16 protein-coding genes are annotated in these 15,989 nt (G+C 63.7%); 4 read left to right on the forward strand and 12 right to left on the reverse strand.

Annotation, left to right across the window (positions count from 1 at the left end; all coding sequences use genetic code 11):
• Positions 1 to 157: 157 nt before the first annotated feature.
• The 10 genes from AC097O_RS22125 to AC097O_RS22170 form a co-directional block, all read right to left on the reverse strand.
• Positions 158 to 853 carry a Rossmann-fold NAD(P)-binding domain-containing protein gene (locus AC097O_RS22125; RefSeq protein ID WP_479595128.1) on the reverse strand — a complete coding sequence of 232 codons (696 nt, stop codon included), beginning with the start codon at positions 851 to 853 and terminating at the stop codon, positions 158 to 160.
• The gene (locus tag AC097O_RS22130; protein ID WP_479595129.1) at positions 850 to 1,782 is read right to left on the reverse strand and encodes an SDR family oxidoreductase; all 933 of its coding nucleotides are present in this window, start codon (positions 1,780 to 1,782) and stop codon (positions 850 to 852) included. The genes AC097O_RS22125 and AC097O_RS22130 overlap by 4 nt, the downstream gene beginning before the upstream one ends.
• A 53-nt stretch (positions 1,783 to 1,835) precedes the next feature.
• Entirely contained in the window at positions 1,836 to 2,414 is a 579-nt protein-coding gene (locus AC097O_RS22135; RefSeq protein ID WP_479595130.1) for a TetR/AcrR family transcriptional regulator, read from the reverse strand.
• A gap of 44 nt (positions 2,415 to 2,458) precedes the next feature.
• A complete protein-coding gene (locus AC097O_RS22140; protein ID WP_479595131.1) occupies positions 2,459 to 2,965 on the reverse strand; it encodes a disulfide bond formation protein B in 507 nt (168 codons plus the stop codon).
• A 39-nt stretch (positions 2,966 to 3,004) separates the two neighbouring features.
• Complete coding sequence (locus tag AC097O_RS22145; protein WP_479595132.1) at positions 3,005 to 4,126, reverse strand: sulfate/molybdate ABC transporter ATP-binding protein; 1,122 nt, start codon at positions 4,124 to 4,126, stop codon at positions 3,005 to 3,007.
• Positions 4,127 to 4,135: 9 nt separating this feature from the next.
• The gene (cysW, locus tag AC097O_RS22150) at positions 4,136 to 5,092 is read right to left on the reverse strand and encodes a sulfate ABC transporter permease subunit CysW (protein WP_479595133.1); all 957 of its coding nucleotides are present in this window, start codon (positions 5,090 to 5,092) and stop codon (positions 4,136 to 4,138) included.
• Positions 5,089 to 5,958 carry a sulfate ABC transporter permease subunit CysT gene (cysT, locus tag AC097O_RS22155; protein WP_479595134.1) on the reverse strand — a complete coding sequence of 290 codons (870 nt, stop codon included), beginning with the start codon at positions 5,956 to 5,958 and terminating at the stop codon, positions 5,089 to 5,091. Before cysT ends, cysW begins: the two co-directional genes overlap by 4 nt.
• Positions 5,955 to 6,980: a sulfate ABC transporter substrate-binding protein gene (locus tag AC097O_RS22160; protein WP_479595135.1), complete on the reverse strand. Its 1,026-nt coding sequence runs from the start codon at positions 6,978 to 6,980 to the stop codon at positions 5,955 to 5,957. Before AC097O_RS22160 ends, cysT begins: the two co-directional genes overlap by 4 nt.
• 52 nt (positions 6,981 to 7,032) lie before the next feature.
• Complete coding sequence (locus AC097O_RS22165; RefSeq protein ID WP_479595136.1) at positions 7,033 to 7,962, reverse strand: LysR family transcriptional regulator; 930 nt, start codon at positions 7,960 to 7,962, stop codon at positions 7,033 to 7,035.
• 277 nt (positions 7,963 to 8,239) lie between these two features.
• A complete protein-coding gene (locus AC097O_RS22170; protein WP_479595137.1) occupies positions 8,240 to 8,476 on the reverse strand; it encodes a hypothetical protein in 237 nt (78 codons plus the stop codon).
• A gap of 228 nt (positions 8,477 to 8,704) precedes the next feature.
• Here AC097O_RS22170 and AC097O_RS22175 point away from each other — a divergent pair, with 228 nt between their 5' ends.
• Together AC097O_RS22175 and mnmC2 are read left to right on the forward strand one after the other, a co-directional pair.
• Positions 8,705 to 8,977 carry an oxidative damage protection protein gene (locus tag AC097O_RS22175; RefSeq protein WP_315184309.1) on the forward strand — a complete coding sequence of 91 codons (273 nt, stop codon included), beginning with the start codon at positions 8,705 to 8,707 and terminating at the stop codon, positions 8,975 to 8,977.
• 2 nt (positions 8,978 to 8,979) lie between these two features.
• Positions 8,980 to 10,719 carry a tRNA (5-methylaminomethyl-2-thiouridine)(34)-methyltransferase MnmC2 gene (gene mnmC2, locus AC097O_RS22180; protein ID WP_479595138.1) on the forward strand — a complete coding sequence of 580 codons (1,740 nt, stop codon included), beginning with the start codon at positions 8,980 to 8,982 and terminating at the stop codon, positions 10,717 to 10,719.
• Here mnmC2 and AC097O_RS22185 read toward each other — a convergent pair.
• Together AC097O_RS22185 and AC097O_RS22190 are read right to left on the reverse strand one after the other, a co-directional pair.
• Positions 10,700 to 11,590 carry a DMT family transporter gene (locus tag AC097O_RS22185; protein WP_479595139.1) on the reverse strand — a complete coding sequence of 297 codons (891 nt, stop codon included), beginning with the start codon at positions 11,588 to 11,590 and terminating at the stop codon, positions 10,700 to 10,702. The genes mnmC2 and AC097O_RS22185 overlap by 20 nt on opposite strands.
• A 58-nt stretch (positions 11,591 to 11,648) precedes the next feature.
• Positions 11,649 to 12,434, reverse strand: a complete 786-nt coding sequence (locus tag AC097O_RS22190) for an SDR family oxidoreductase (protein WP_479595140.1) — start codon at positions 12,432 to 12,434, stop codon at positions 11,649 to 11,651.
• A gap of 150 nt (positions 12,435 to 12,584) precedes the next feature.
• Here AC097O_RS22190 and AC097O_RS22195 point away from each other — a divergent pair, with 150 nt between their 5' ends.
• Positions 12,585 to 14,282, forward strand: a complete 1,698-nt coding sequence (locus tag AC097O_RS22195; protein ID WP_479595141.1) for an electron transfer flavoprotein-ubiquinone oxidoreductase — start codon at positions 12,585 to 12,587, stop codon at positions 14,280 to 14,282.
• Between the two features lie 108 nt (positions 14,283 to 14,390).
• Positions 14,391 to 15,971, forward strand: a complete 1,581-nt coding sequence (locus AC097O_RS22200; protein WP_479595142.1) for a lysyl oxidase family protein — start codon at positions 14,391 to 14,393, stop codon at positions 15,969 to 15,971.
• The last annotated feature ends 18 nt before the right edge of the window (positions 15,972 to 15,989 follow it).

Raw genomic sequence — 15,989 nt, forward strand, 5'->3', positions numbered from 1 at the left:
CTGGGCTGAGTCCTTTTGATTTCTGGTTCGTTTTGCAACTCCAGACTATCACTGTCAGCGGCTCTGCCCACCCCTTGCTTGCAGGGCAATTCTTCTTATCCTAGTGCCATGAGGGTCAGACCCCTATTTTCGCTATTTATTCAATAGCTGCTCGTGCTTATTCAATCAGCGCAGAGCCCTGTTTATATGCGGAAGCCTGCGCCCGAATATCCGCAGTCTCCAGCACGGCCCGGGGCGCGCCGGTTTGGGCGCAGCCCAGCATGGCCTGGCCGATCTGGCGGGTAGTCAGTATCTGGTTAGGTAGCAGCGTCCGCACCAGGGGCAACACCGGTTTCAAAAAGTTGTACAGCATGCGGTAAGCGCCAGTTTTAGACTGGATGCCGTCCAGCGGCTGGATGATGCCGGGGCGGAACAGGTAGACCGCCTTGAATGGCAGGCGCAGCAGGGCGTTTTCGGTGCGGCCCTTGACGCGCGCCCACATGGTTTTGCCCTGCTCGGTGCTGTCGGTCCCTGCGCCGGACACGTAGACAAACACCATCTGCGGATTGCAGCGCGCCAGCACTTCGGCGGCGGCCAGGGTCAGGTCGTAGCTGATGTGGCTGTACTGCGCTTCGCTCAGGCCGGACGAGGTGGCACCCAGGCAGAAGAAGCAGGCACCAAAGCCCGTCAGCTCGGCGGTAACGGCGCTGTAGTCCTCCATGTCAGATACCACCAGCTCGCGCAGCTTGGGGTGCGGCTGGCCCAGCGGGGCGCGGCCCACGGTTTGCACCTGGGTGACGGCAGGGTCGGCCAGGCATTCGCGCAACACACCCTGCCCTACCATGCCCGAGGTGCCAAAAATCAGAACTTTCATCGCTTCACTCCTTGATTCGGCAGCCAGTGGGCCCCGGTTAATTCATCCGACACCGCCCACAGGCGGGCCGCCGCGTCCAGATCCTGTGCTGCCGCGGCCACGGTGGCCCGGCGCGGCGGGCCTTTGAGTTCATAGAAGCCGCCCGGTCCATAGTAGGCCCCCGGCTCGGCCTCCGGGTCGGTGGCGGCCCGCAGCGTGGGCAAAGCACCCTGGGCTGCCGACTGGCTTACAAAGGGCTGAACCCAGCGGTTGAGCTGGGCCAGCACCGGCCCGAGCTTGGGCCTGTTGGGAATCAACTCGGTGCGCGCAAAGCCGGGGTGCGCAGCAAAGCTGGTCAGGCCCCAGCCCTCTTGCTGACTGCGGCGCTGTAGCTCCCGGCTGAACACCAGCATCGCCAGCTTGGACTGGCCATACGCCGCCCAGGGCCGGTAGCGGCGCTCCCACTGCAGGTCGTCGAAATGGATGGCCGCGCGGCGGTGCGCGATGCTGCTCAGGTTGACCACCCGCGCCCGGCCTTCACACAGCAGTGGCAGCAGGCGGGCCGTCAGCGCGAAGTGGCCCAGGTAGTTGGTGCCGAACTGCAGCTCAAAGCCGTCGGCCGTGGTCTGGCGCTGTGGCGGGGTCATGACCCCCGCGTTGTTGACCAGCAAGTGAACAGGCTGCGCCTCGGCGATCAGCCGGTCGGCAAAGCTGTAGACGGACACCAGGCTGGCCAAGTCCAGCAGTTCAAACCGCACCCGCGCCTGGGGCAGCATGCGCAGCAGGTGCCGCACCGCCTCCGCGCCCTTGTGCGCATTGCGCCCGGCCAGGATGACCTCGGCCCCGGCAGCGGCCAGGGCCAGCGCAGTCTCGAACCCCAGGCCGCCCACGCCGGTCACCACCGCCCGCTGACCGTGTTGGGGCGGAATATTTTGCACAGTCCAGTCCATCCGCATTCCTTTATGCGTGAGTAATCACGCAATTAAAATATACAAAAAAAACGCTACTTCGCCAGGGAAATGCCGTTCCACAGAATCTCGAACCCCCTCTGCCGGTACGCATCTGCGGCCTCGGGCTCGCGGGCCATGGCATCCATGGTGGCTTCGGCCAGGCTGGCCATGCAGGCCCAGATGAAGGCCACCGGGTAGTCGCGCAACACCCCGCTGGCCACACTGGCGCGGAACAGTTGCTCAATGCCTGCAAACGGCGCACTTGCCACCTGCCGGGTTTCCGCCGTGATGGCCGCCGCCGTTTTCAACTGGTCCATCACCAGCTTTTTATCCGGATGGGCCACGCCCCAACGCACAAAGCAGTCCCACACGTACTGCAGCTGCTGGCGGATAGCGGCATGGTGCGGAAAGTCGGCCACCATGGCATCGGCCATCTCGCGCTTGATTTGCAGGTACAGCGCGTTGACCAGCGCGTCCTTGGTTTTGAAGTAGGTGAACAGCGTGCCCTCGGCCACCCCCGCCGCCTTGGAAATGGCCGACGTGGGAGTGGCCGCCAGCCCGCGCTCGGCCACCACCTGGATGGCGGCATCCAGGATGGCGGCATGCTTGTCTACGCTGCGGGGTCGGGCCATGGAATTCTGTTATTAATTGAGTATCCACTCAATTATAAACGGCTTTAACGGCGGTGAGAGGTCCGGGCCAGAAACACCAGGGCCAGCAGGCAGATGAGGGTGAAGCAGACAAACGACCAGTTGGCGATGGAACCGCCCAGAAACGTCCAGTCCACCACGGTGCAGTCGCCTCCGCCCTTGAAGATCATGGGGATGGCGCGCTTCAAGGGGAAGGTTTCGATCATGCCGTACAGGTCGCGGCCACAGGTGGCGACTTCGGGCGGGTACCACTGCAAAAAGCTTTGGCGGGCGGCCACAAAGGCCCCGAACCCTGCCACCAGCAGCAGCAGGACCACGCCGCCATTTTGCAAGCCTTTTCGGCCACTAGCGCTTATGGCACCGGCGAGAGCAGCTACCAAAACGAGAGCATAACGCTGCACGATACACATCGGGCAAGGCTCCAACCCCACCACGTGCTGCAGGTACAAACCAAAAGCCAGCAGGCCGATGCAGCCCAGGCACACCAGCAACCACACGCGGCGCGGGGCCGTATCTATCAACTTCAACAACATCCATAGCTTTCAAAAATGCCAGCCATGGACGCAATCACGTCACACGCCAGCGGCCTCTTCAATAAACACTTTGGCGCGGCGCGGTGTTACCACCAGCGTGTCGCCCTCTTGCACACCCAAGTCGCGGAACTCTTGCGCAGTCAGTTGCGCTTCGATCAGCTTGTCCTGGGTATTGTCACCCGCTTGGTTCGCATCCACGGGCGTTAGTTCCAAACGGGCGATGGGGCCAATCACCAGCGCGCGGCTCAGGGTGACCACCATGCCGAGGGGCTTGCCGGCAGCGTCCAGGCCCTCGCCCTTGGTGTGGCGCTGCACTTCGATGTCGTGCGGACGCACATAGGCAAAGGCCTTGGCATCCTGGGCTTCACCGTGCTCGGGGGCCTGGATCTTGATGCCTTCGAGCTGCACCTCGCCCTCGTGGGCGCGGCCATGGAACAGGTTCACGTCGCCCAGGAAACCGTAAACAAACGGGCTGGCCGGGTGGTCCCAGACCTGCTGCGGCGAGCCGATCTGCTCGACCTTGCCCTTGTTCATCACCACCACGCGGTCGGCCACTTCCAGGGCTTCTTCCTGGTCGTGGGTGACGAAGATGCTGGTCACATGCAGCTCGTCGTGCAGACGGCGCAACCAGCGGCGCAGCTCCTTGCGCACCTTGGCATCCAGCGCACCAAAGGGCTCATCCAGCAGCAGCACCTTGGGCTCTACCGCCAGGGCGCGGGCCAGGGCGATGCGCTGGCGCTGGCCACCGGAGAGCTGCGAGGGGTAGCGGTTGGCCAGCCAGTCGAGCTGCACCAGGCCCAGCAGCTCGTGCACCTTGGCCTTGATGACGGCTTCGCTGGGGCGCTGGTTGCGGGGTTTGACGCGCAGGCCGAAGGCCACGTTTTCAAACACCGTCATGTGGCGGAACAGCGCGTAATGCTGAAACACAAAGCCCACCTGGCGCTCGCGCACATGCACGTCGGTGGTGTCTTCGCCCGAGAAGTGGATGCTGCCCGCGTCGGGCGTTTCCAGCCCGGCGATGATGCGCAGCAGCGTGGTCTTGCCGCAGCCCGAGGGGCCGAGCAAGGCGACCAGTTCGCCCGATTCAATGTCCAGGCTGACATCACCCAAGGCGGTGAAGCTGCCGAACTGCTTGTGGATATTGCGGATTTCGATGCTCATGCGGGTCTTTCAATGGGCCACAGACAACTGGCCGTTAAAGGGTGGCGGTGGGGGCGTGGGCACATCCTCGCGGGGCTGCTCGGGCGGCGCTTCGGCAATGGCCTTGAGCTCGCGCTCGATGCGCCACTCGGCCACCGACTTGATCACCAGGGTGACGAGTGCCAGGATGGCCAGCAGCGAGGCCACGGCAAACGCGGCCACCGACTGGTATTCGTTGTACAAAATCTCGACGTGCAGCGGCAAGGTGTTGGTTTGCCCACGGATGTGGCCCGACACCACCGACACCGCGCCAAACTCGCCCATGGCGCGGGCGTTGGTCAGGATCACGCCGTACAGCAGGCCCCATTTGATGTTGGGCAGGGTGACATACCAAAAGGTCTGCCAGCCGGTGGCACCTAGCACAATCGCCGCCTGCTCTTCGTCGTTGCCCTGGGCTTGCATCAGCGGGATCAGCTCGCGGGCGATGAACGGAAAGGTTACGAAGATCGTGGCCAGCACAATGCCCGGCACAGCAAAAATGATCTTCAGGTCATGCGCCTGCAGCCAAGGGCCAAACCAGCCGTTTGCGCCAAACATCAGCACATAGACCAGCCCGGCCACCACCGGCGACACCGAAAACGGCAGGTCCACCAGCGTCGTCAGAAACGACTTGCCCCAGAACTCGTACTTGGCAATCGCCCAGGCTGCCGCCACACCAAACACCAGGTTCAGCGGCACGGCGATGGCGGTGGCCAGCAGGGTCAGCTTGATGGCATCCCAGGCATCGGGTTCACGCAGTGCTTCAAAGTACGCGCCCGCGCCCTTGCGAAAGGCTTCGGTGAACACAGCGGCCAGCGGCAACACCAGGAACAGGAATAAGAACACCAGGGCGATGGTCAGCAGCGTGGTGCGCACCCAGGCGGCTTCGGTGGTGCCCGCTTTGGCGCGGCGCACGGGTTTATTGGAATGGGTCGATGGCGCACTCATGCCGGGGCTCCTGCGTGGCGGCGCTGCCAGGCCTGCAAGGCGTTGATCAGCAGCAACAAAACGAATGAAATCACCAGCATCACCAGGGCCACCGCAGTGGCACCGGCATAGTCGTACTGCTCCAGCTTGCCCACGATGATCAGCGGTGTGATCTCCGACACCAGGGGCATGTTGCCCGCGATGAAGATCACCGATCCGTATTCGCCAATCGCCCGGGCAAAGGCCATGGCAAAGCCGGTCAGCAGTGCGGGCGCAATGTGCGGCAGGATCACGCGGGTAAAGATCTGCAGGCGGGTGGCACCCAGCGAGGTGGCGGCTTCTTCCAGCTCTTTCTCGGCGTCTTCCAGCACCGGCTGCACCGTGCGCACCACAAAGGGCAGGCCAATGAAGATCAGCGCGATGACGATGCCCGCCGGGGTGAACGCCAGCTTGATGCCCATGGGCTCCAGGTACTGGCCAATCCAGCCGTTACCGGCCAGCAGCGCGGTCAGCGAGATACCGGCCACGGCGGTGGGCAGCGCAAACGGCAGGTCGACCAGCGCATCCACGATCTTTTTGCCGGGAAAGCTGTAGCGCACCAGCACCCAGGCCACCAGCAGGCCAAACACCAGGTTCACCAGCGCGGCAAACAGCGAGGCACCAAAGGTCAGGCGGTACGAGGCCATCACGCGCGGGCCGGTCACGGCGGCCACGAACTGGTCCCAGGTCAGGTTGAAGGTGTTGAACACCAGGGCCGAGAGCGGCACCAGCACGATCACGCACAGGTAAAACAGGGTGTAGCCCAGCGTCAGGCCGAAGCCGGGCAGCACCCGCTTGGCCTTGCCGGTTTTAGTGCGGGCCAGGGGGTTGAAAACCGCTGCCGTCATTTGGCACCCGGGGTGTAGATCTTGTCGAACAGGCCACCATCGTTGAAGTGCACTTTTTGCGCTTCGCCCAGGCTGCCAAACAGTTCATTCACCGTGAACAGTTGCACAGGTTTAAACACGTTCGAATACTTCTTCAGGATGGCTTCATTGCGCGGGCGCAAGGCGTGCTTGGCGGCGATTTCCTGGGCTTCGTCCGAATACAGGTAGTCCAGATACTCCTTGGCCAAGGCCTGCGTGCCCTTCTTGGCCACGGTGCGCTCCACCACCGCCACCGGGTTCTCGGCCACCACGCTGATGCTGGGGTGGATGGCATCGACCTTGCCCGCGCCAAATTCGCGGTCGATCGACACCACTTCGGATTCAAAAGTCACCAGCACGTCGCCGATATTGCGCTGCAAAAAGGTGGTGGTGGCCGCACGACCGCCCTGGGCCAGCACCGGCACGTTCTTGTACAGCTTGCCTACGAAGTCGGCGGCCTGCGCGTCGGTGCCGCCCTTCTTGCGGGCGTAGCCCCAGGCGGCCAGGTAGGCATAGCGGCCATTGCCACCGGTTTTGGGATTCACCACAATCACCTGCACGCCCGGCTTGACCAGGTCGTCCCAGTCCTTGATGCCCTTGGGGTTGCCGTTGCGCACCAGAAACAGCATGGTGGAGGTGGTGGGCGAAGCGTTGCCGGGGAACTTCTTGTTCCAGTCTTTGGCGACCACGCCCTTCTCGGCCAGGAAGTCGATGTCGGTGGAGGTGTTCATGGTCACCACGTCGGCATCCAGTCCCTCGGCCACCGAGCGCGCAATGGCGCTGGAGCCCGCATGCGACTGGTCGATCTTCACGTCCCGTCCGCTGGTCTTCTTGGTGTGGGCCACAAAGGCGGCGTTGTAGTCTTTGTAGAACTCGCGCGCCACGTCGTAGGAGCCGTTGAGCAGCGTGGTTTGCTGGGCGGAGGCCATACCACCAGCGGCCAGTAACAGACCTGCAAACAGGGTGCGAACGGAGGATTTCGAGCGAGAAACAGATTGAGGCATGCAGTCACCAGGCAGTAAAAATGAGGTTGACTGCGATTGTCTGGTGTCCAGCTTAGTTATCAAACGACTGTTTTTTTGTTTGATTAGCTGGATTTTGAATATAGGACCCCGGCAGCGCCTGTGCAGCCAGCCATTCCGCCCAGAAGTCGATGCAAGCGCGGATCTTGGGCAGGCGGTGGCGCTCTTGCAGCATCACCGCGTAAATAGGGGTGAGCGGCCCGGAAAAGTGCTCTTGCAGCACCGGCACCAGCGCACCGCTGCGCACCAGGGGCGCAGCCATCAGGTCGGTCAGCCGCGCAATGCCCACGCCGTGTTGCACCAGGGCCGTCATTACCGCCGAGTTGTCGGAACGGGTATGGCTTTTGCCTTTCAATGCCCACTGGTGGACACCCAGGCTGACGCTGCTGGTGATGAGGCGGTGGTGCTGCAGGTCATCGGGGTGCTGGGGCATGCCGAACTGCACCAGATAAGCCGGTGCCGCGTACAAGGTGCGGCTGTGGCTGCCAATCTGGCGTGCCACCAGGCTGTCGCTGCCGGGGCTGCCGGTGCGGATGGCCACATCGATGCCGTCGCGCGCCAGGTCCACCACCCGGTCGTCGGCGGCGATGTCCAGGTGCAGCTGCGGATGCCGCTGGTACAGATCGGCCAGGCTGGGCGCAATGACCGATGCTGCCATCAAGGCGCTTACCCCCACCCGCACCCAGCCGCTGGGGCCGCTGATCTTGCCGCTGAGGGCGCTGTCGAGCTCGGCTGTGGTGTCCTGCATGCGCCGCGCGTAGGCCAAAAAGGTGTCGCCCTCGTCCGTCAGGCTCAGGCCATGGGTGCTGCGGTGCAACAGCCGTACGCGGCAGGCCGCCTCCAGCCGGATCAGCGCGCGGGTGATCTGGCTGACCGGTACGCCGCGCTCGCGCGCTGCGGCCGAAAGCGTGCCCAGCTCGGCGATGCGGATGAACAGTGCCAGGTCGTCGAGTTGGAGTTGCATGGCCGCTATTGTGGTTGGCTTTGCAATTTATGCAAAACCAATAGCCATATTTTGCGGTTTCAGGCGTTTGCTTATGCCAATAAAGTGAGGCACCACTCTGAACAGCACACGCTATGACGACACCACTGGAGAAGCGGGCCGAAATCCACAAACAAGCTCTGCAAAGAGCCCAGGCCCTGCGGCGCGAAGCCATGGATCATGCCTGGCGAGGTGCAGGCGAATGGCTGGCCCGCGCTGGGCGGGCCGTGTGGATGGGGTTATTGGCGCTATGGCGAAATCAGCGGCGGTGGTCGCGACCATCGCGGTCACGCCAGTGCGGGCCGCCGCGACCGTAGCGCCAGTCGGGCCGGTCGTAAGGGCGCGGCACCACCAGCACGGGGGCTGGGGCCACCATGACCGATGGCTCCACGTACACGCTGGGGCCATAGGCGCGGGGGCCGTAGGGCGCAACCACGCAACCAGAGAGGGCGCAGGCCATCAGCACCGTGGGACCCGCCAATTTGGCAACTTGCATACGTGAACTCCTGAAAAGAAACTGTCTATCCATAACGGGCCACGCCCTGGTTGGCCGACCTTTGGTTCCATGAAGTTGTGTAAAGCACCCACGGCCCGGGCGTGTAAGAAACATTGCTAAAGTCGCGCCCTGACTTTTCAACCCAGGAATTACGCAAGTCCCCCCTGTAAGCCCGAAGGGCGGTACAGGGGCGCTGCGTAAGTCCTATAACCACTACAAGGCTCCCACATGGCACGCATGGTCCACTGCATCAAACTCGACAAAGAAGCCGAAGGCCTCGACTTCCCACCCTACCCTGGCGACCTGGGCAAGCGCCTGTGGGAAAACGTCAGCAAGGAAGCCTGGGCCGCCTGGCTCAAGCACCAGACCATGCTGGTGAATGAAAACCGCCTGAACCTGGCCGACCTGCGCGCCCGCCAGTACCTGGCCCGCCAGATGGAAAACCACTTCTTTGGCAGCGGAGCCGATGCCGCCCAGGGCTACGTTCCCCCCACCGCCTGATCTTGAACGAGGCCATCGAATGGCTGCCCGACGGCACGCCGTTCAGCCCACGCTTTAACGACCGCTACCACAGCGAAGGCGGCGGGCTGGCGCAGGCCCGCGAGGTGTTTTTTCAGGGCTGCGGCCTGCCCGCTGCCTGGGCCGACCAGCCGCAGTGGCGCACTCTGGAAACCGGTTTTGGCCTGGGCCTGAACTTTTTGGTCACCTGGGCCGCCTGGCGGGCCGACCCGCAGCGGCCCCAGCTTTTGCATTTCGTGTCCATCGAAGCCTGGCCCGCCAGCGCCGACGATCTGCTGCGCAGCCTCCCTACCGATCCCGAACTCCAGCCCTTGGCGGCCCAGCTCCACGCCCAATGGTGGGGCCTGACACCCGGCTTTCACCGCCTGGTGTTCGAGGGCGGCCAGGTGGTGTTGACGCTGTGCATAGGCGATGCCCAGGCCATGCTGCGCGAGATGGCGTTCGAGGCCGACAGCGTCTACCTGGACGGCTTCAGCCCGCAACGCAACCCCGACATCTGGAGCCTGCACACCCTGAAAGCCGTGGCCCGGCGTTGCCGACGCGGCACGCGTGTGGCCACCTGGACCATCGCCCGCGCCGTGCGCGACGGCCTGGCCCAGTGCGGCTTCGAGGTGCAGAAAACCCCGGGCGTGCCGCCCAAGCGCGACAATCTGCAAGGGCAGTTCAACCCCGCATGGGAGCCCCGCAAGGCGGAAGCCACCATTTCCATGTCGCCCAGTTACTGCATCGTCATTGGCGCAGGCCTGGCCGGAGCCGCCGTGGCCGCCAGCCTAGCGCGGCGCGGCTGGCAGGTCACAGTGCTGGATGCCGCCGACACACCGGCTGCAGGTGCTTCCGGCCTGCCCGGTGGGCTGCTGGCCCCGCTGGTGTCCAAAGACGACAACCTGGCCTCGCGCCTGTCGCGCTGCGGCGTGCGGTCCACATTGCAGCAGGCGCAGGCGCTGTTGGAAATCGACCAGGACTGGCAGCCCTCGGGCGTGCAGGAATGGCAAGCCGAAGGTGCACCGTTGTGGCATGCCCACGCGGGCTGGATAAAGCCCGGCCGCCTGGTGCAAGCCTGGCTGGACCACCCACGCATCACCTGGCAAGGCGGGGCGCAGGTAGATAAATTGCAACCCACGCCAGAAGGCTGGCAAGTGCTGGACGCGCAGGGCCAGGTGTTGGCACAAGCGCCCCTGGTCGTGGTGGCCGCTGGCATGGCCAGCCGGACGATGACTGGAACGGAGTTACCTCTGCAGCCCATCCGCGGCCAGGTGTCCATAGGGCAACGTGGCGCTGAAACCTTGCCGCCCTACCCCGTCAACGGCCACGGCAGCTTCCTCCCCGACCTGCCCACGCCGCAAGGCCGTATCTGGGTGATGGGTGCGAGCTATGACCGCGACAACGCCATGGCCACCATCACCGCAACCGATCACCAGGCCAACTTTGAACGCCTGCAAGTGCTGCTGCCCGAAGCCGCCACCGCCCTGCAAAGCCAATTTGACGACGGCACCGTCCAAGCCTGGGCCGGTATCCGTTGCGCGGCCCCAGACCGTTTGCCCATGGTGGGCCCCATAGCCCCTGGCCTGTGGGCCAGCACAGCCATGGGTTCGCGCGGTCTGTCGTTTGCCCACCTGTGCGCCGAGCTGCTGGCGGCGCAACTGCACGGCGAGCCCTGGCCGGTAGAGAAAAAAGCGGCGGCGGCGCTGGATGTGCGGCGCTACCTCAGCGGTGGGCGCGGATAGAGGCCACGATGCCCAGGGTGAACAGCGCTACCGCCAGCCACTGCAAACCGCCCGGCCACTGCCCGTCCCACACGAACGAATAGAACAGGCCAAACAGGGTTTCGCTGACGATCATCTGGCCGCACAGGCTGGCGCTCAGGCGCTGCGAGGCGAAGTTCCAGCAGGCAGAGGCCAACCAGCCCGCGCCCACGCCAATTGCTATAAATACAATAGCTTCTTGTGCCGATACCATGGGCACGAGCAGCTCTTTTGACCCCAAACCTTGTAGCAGCCACGCCGCCAGAGCCGTCAGGCCAGTGGCAATGCCCAGCCAGTTGGTCCAGTCGCGGGCACTGACCTCGGGGTGGCGTTGCAGCCAGGCGGCGTTCCACACCGCGTACACCGTCCAGCTCACCAGGGCCGCCAACGCAAACGCCAGGCCACGCACCGCGTGGGGATACACCGCCGCATCGTCCACCGGCACGGCCCAGAACATCAGCACCAGCCCGGCCACCGTGAGCCCCAGGCCCGGCAGCAGCGCGGCCCAGCGCAGGTGCGCAGGCTTGCCAAGCAACATGACCCAGATAGGAATGGTGCCGATGATCAGCGTGGGCAACTCGGTACCCACATCCACAATAGCCTGCGCCAGCAAACCGTAGTAGCCGGTAAAGCCCAGCACGCTTAAACCTAGGGCTGCCCGAGCCTGCTGCCGGGTGGGCCGCAGGCGCGAGCGCCAACCCACCAGCACCAGCACGGCCGAGAACGCGCCATACACCACGAACCGCCCGATGGCCATGTCTACCGCCGCCATGCCGGTGAGCAGGCGCGGTGCCACAAACACCAGGCCCCACAGCGCCCCGGCTGCCAGGCCCGCCAGAATCCCGCTCAGCAACGCTTAACGTGACACAACTTTCATGGCTCGGCGTGCTCTGCACCCGAGTCCATGAAAGTTAGGCCGCCCCGAATCCATCGTCGGCGGCAATCACTGCGCCGTTCAAAAAGTGGCTCTGCCCGCTGGCCAGCAGCACCAGCAGCGCGTCCAGATCTTCCGGCTTGCCGATGCGTTTGCGCGGCAGCATCTGCACCAGCTTCTGGCCCTGCTCGGTGCCCCAGTGGTGGTGGTTGATCTCGGTGTCGATGTAGCCGGGGCAGATGGCGTTGACGTTGATGCCGTACTTGCCCCACTCCACGGCCATGGCCTTGGTCATCTGGATCACCGCCGCCTTGCTCATGCAGTACACGCCGATCTGCGGCAGCACCTTGAGCCCGGCCATGCTGGCGATGTTGATGATGCGCCCACCGGTGTAGCTGCCGGGGGCCGAGCCCTGCGCCCGCGCCAGCATGCGCTTGCCCACCGCCTGGGCCACAAAAAACGCGCCACGCACATTGGTGTTAAACATGAAGTCGAAGTCGTCCTCGCCCACGTCCTGCAGGCGTTGGGTGGTGCTGACCCCCGAGTTGTTGACCAGGATATCGATGGAGCCGACCTCGGTTTCGGTGTGCGCCACGGCGGACTGGATCGAGTCGTTATCGCTCACGTCCAGCTCCACCACGGTGGCGTCGCCGCCCTCGCCGATGATCTGCGCGCGCAGCTCCTTGAGCTTGTCGACGCGGCGGCTGGCCAGCACCACGGCCGCTCCGGCCTGCGCCAGCGTGCGGGCAAACTGGGCCCCCAGGCCGCCCGATGCGCCGGTGACCAGGGCTACCCGGCCCGAAAGATCCATGCTGTATGCCATGCTGAGAGTCTCCACACTGTAGTTCCCGACCATTGTGACAGCGCGTGACAACGGTATCAGGACAGTCCGCATAAAATCGCGGCGATTTTGTACTGCTTGTAACCCCGTGGTAACTGTACGCAGGCCACCGCCCCACCCGAAAAGAACCACATGACAAACGAAGAGATCCTGGCCCAGTTTGGCCCCCGTGAAGCAATGGAATACGACGTGGTCGTGGTCGGTGGCGGCCCCGGGGGATTGGCCACCGCTATCCGCCTGAAACAGCTGGCGGCGGAAAAAAACACGGACGTGTCGGTGGTAGTGCTGGAAAAAGGCTCCGAGCCCGGTGCCCACATCCTCAGCGGCGCGATCATGGACCCCATCGCCCTGGCCGAGCTGTTCCCCGACTGGAAGGCCATGGGTGCCCCGCTGAACCAGCCGGTAACCGACGACGCGATGATTTTTCTGGGTGAAAAATCCGCCCTGCGCACGCCCAACTTCCTGCTGCCTGCCTGCTTCCAGAACCACGGCAACTACATCATCAGCCTGGGCGCGCTCACCAAGTGGCTGGCCGAGCAGGCCGAAGCCCTGGGCGTGGAAATCTTCCCCGGCTTCGCCGCTGCCGAGGTGCTATACAACGCCGACGGATCGGTCAAGGGCGTGGCCACCGGCAATATGGGCATCGGCAAAGAGGGCGAGCCGACGGCCGATTTCCAGATCGGCATGGAGCTGCATGGCAAGTACACCGTGTTTGCCGAAGGTGCGCGGGGCCACCTGGGCAAGCAGCTCATCGCCAAGTTCAAACTCGACGACGGCAAAGACCCGCAGACCTACGGCCTAGGCATCAAGGAAGTGTGGGAAATCGACCCGAAACGCCACCAGCCCGGCTTTGTGATGCACACCGGCGGCTGGCCGCTGGACAACAGCACCTACGGCGGCGCTTTTCTGTACCACATGGAAGGCAACAAGGTCACGCTGGGCTTTGTGACCGGGCTGGACTATGCCAACCCCTACCTCAGCCCGTTTGAAGAATTCCAGCGCTGGAAAACCCACCCCAACGTACGCTGGTATCTGGAAGGCGATGCCGAGCACGGTGTGAAGCCCGCCAAGCGCCTGGGCTACGGTGCCCGCGCCATCACCGCCGGTGGCCTGTCCAGCCTGCCCAAAACCGTGTTCCCCGGCGGCGCGCTGGTGGGCTGCGACGCGGGCTTTTTGAACGTGAGCCGCATCAAGGGCAGCCACGCCGCCATCAAGACCGGCATGCTCGCCGCCGAGGCCGCCTACGCTGCCGTTACCAGTGGCCGCCAGCACGACGAGCTCAGCGCCTACCCCGAGGCCTTCGAGACAAGCTGGCTGCACACCGAACTGCACAAGGCGCGCAACTTCAAGGCCTGGTTCAAGAAGGGCCTGCTCACCGCCACCATCATGAACGGTGTGGAGCAATTCGCCCTGCGCGGCCACATCCCCTGGACGCTGCGCCGCGACAAGCCCGACCACGCCTACCTTAAGCCCGCGTCGCAGTGCAAACCCATCGTGTATCCCAAGCCCGACGGCAAGCTGACCTTCGACCGCCTCAGCAGTGTGTTCATCAGCAACACCAACCACGCTGAAAACCAGCCCGCACATTTGACGCTCAAGGATGCCAGCGTGCCGGTCAGCATCAACCTGCACAAGTACGCCGGCCCCGAGGCCCGCTACTGCCCTGCCGGTGTCTACGAGTTCGTGAAAACCGACACCGGCCAGGACCGCCTGCAGATCAACGCGCAAAACTGCGTGCACTGCAAAACCTGCGACATCAAGGACCCCACGCAAAACATTGTGTGGGTTACGCCCGAAGGCGGCGGCGGGCCAAACTACGCAGGGATGTAAGTTCGCCGCAACCACCGTGTACCGTTAATTATTTAACATATTTTGCATACAAAATAAATAGAAGCTCCGGTAGAATACACAACGCCCTCTTCATCCGAAGGGTTAGGCGTGGTTTTCAAAAAGGGGCTTCCGGTCATGGTGTCGAAACATCAGTCAACGTCGGTTTTCGCCGTCGTACTTGCGTGGATTTTTGCGGTCACGGGTCTGTTCTCCGGTGCCGCGCTTGCGCAGACCGCCAGCACTCCGCTTCCTTTGGGCAATGGCGTGGCCGTCGGACCGGGTTCGGTCGCTGCGGGCAGCAAAATCTACTATGCGTTCACCGTGCCAGCCGGTGCGAGCCAAGCGGTCTTTGCGATGGCCGGCACATCGGGCGATGCCGATCTGTACGTCAGGTACAGCGCCGTGCCCAGCGAGTCGCTCTGGGACTACCGTCCTTACAGTTCCAGTTCGAACGAGACCGTCACCGTCAACAACCCCGCCGCCGGAACCTGGTACGTAATGGTGCATGGCTACACCGCGTATACCGGCGTCAGCTTGAAGGCGAGCCACAACGCGGGTGGCAGTGCCATTGCGGCCATGCCGACATTTTCGCCCGCTGCGGGAACCTATTCCGGGCAGGTGAGCGCGGCGCTGGCATCGACGACACCGAACGCCGTCATCCGCTTCACGCTCAACGGAGCGACTCCCACCACAGGCTCGGAGGTGTACGTCGCGCCCATCCTGATCACGTCCACCACCACGGTGAAGGCAGCCGCTTTCGCGACCGGCTACGCCGCCAGTGCCATGGCCAGCGCAACCTATACGATCCGCGATGCGATCCAGCCCCTGGCGAACAACGCCCCCATCACCGGCTTGTCGGGTGCCAGTAACAGCGTGGCGAACTTCCGGTTCGCGGTGCCGACAGGCGCCGCCAGCGTGACCTTCAGCATCACCGGCACTACGGGTGACGCGGACATCTACGTGAAGTACGGCCAACTGGCCACGACCACCGTGTATGACCAGCGTCCTTATGCAAGTGGCAGCAACGAGACCGTCAGCATCAACCCGGCACGCAGCGGGGACTACTTCATCATGGTGCACGGGTATTCCGCCTACTCGGGGTTGACGATCAAGGCCACCTACAGCGGTACCGCCTCCACCGGCAAGCCCGACCTCACGATATACCCCACCGCGCTGAACCCCTACTTCACCACGGAGACGTTCGCCAGCAATTCCTGTGAAATCGAGGAAGGTACGATCACCGCCGGCACCAAGAAGCTGATGCGCTTCACGACACAGTCCCGCAACATCGGTACGGCCGACCTGGTGCTGGGCAACCCGGCCTCCAGTCCGTCGTTTGAGTGGGGTGCGTGCCATGGCCACTACCACTTCCGCAGCTTTGCCCAGTACCGCCTGCTCACCCCCTCAGGCTCGCTGGTGCGCACTGGCAAAAAGGTGGGCTTTTGCTTGATGGACATCACCCGGATCGACACCGCCGCCAACCCGTCGCCGCGCTACACCTGCAGCAACCAGGGTATCCAGGCCGGTTGGGCTGACATCTACAGTGCGAACCTGTCCGGCCAATGGATTGATGTCACGGCCGTACCGGCGGGGCCTTACATCCTCGAAATCACCATGGATCCATTGAACGTCATCGACGAACTCGACGAAACCAACAACGTGACACGTATCGACGTGACAATCCCGTGATGGCAAGTCCTGGCAAAG

This window comes from Rhodoferax sp. LS1P39 (genome assembly GCF_056521425.1).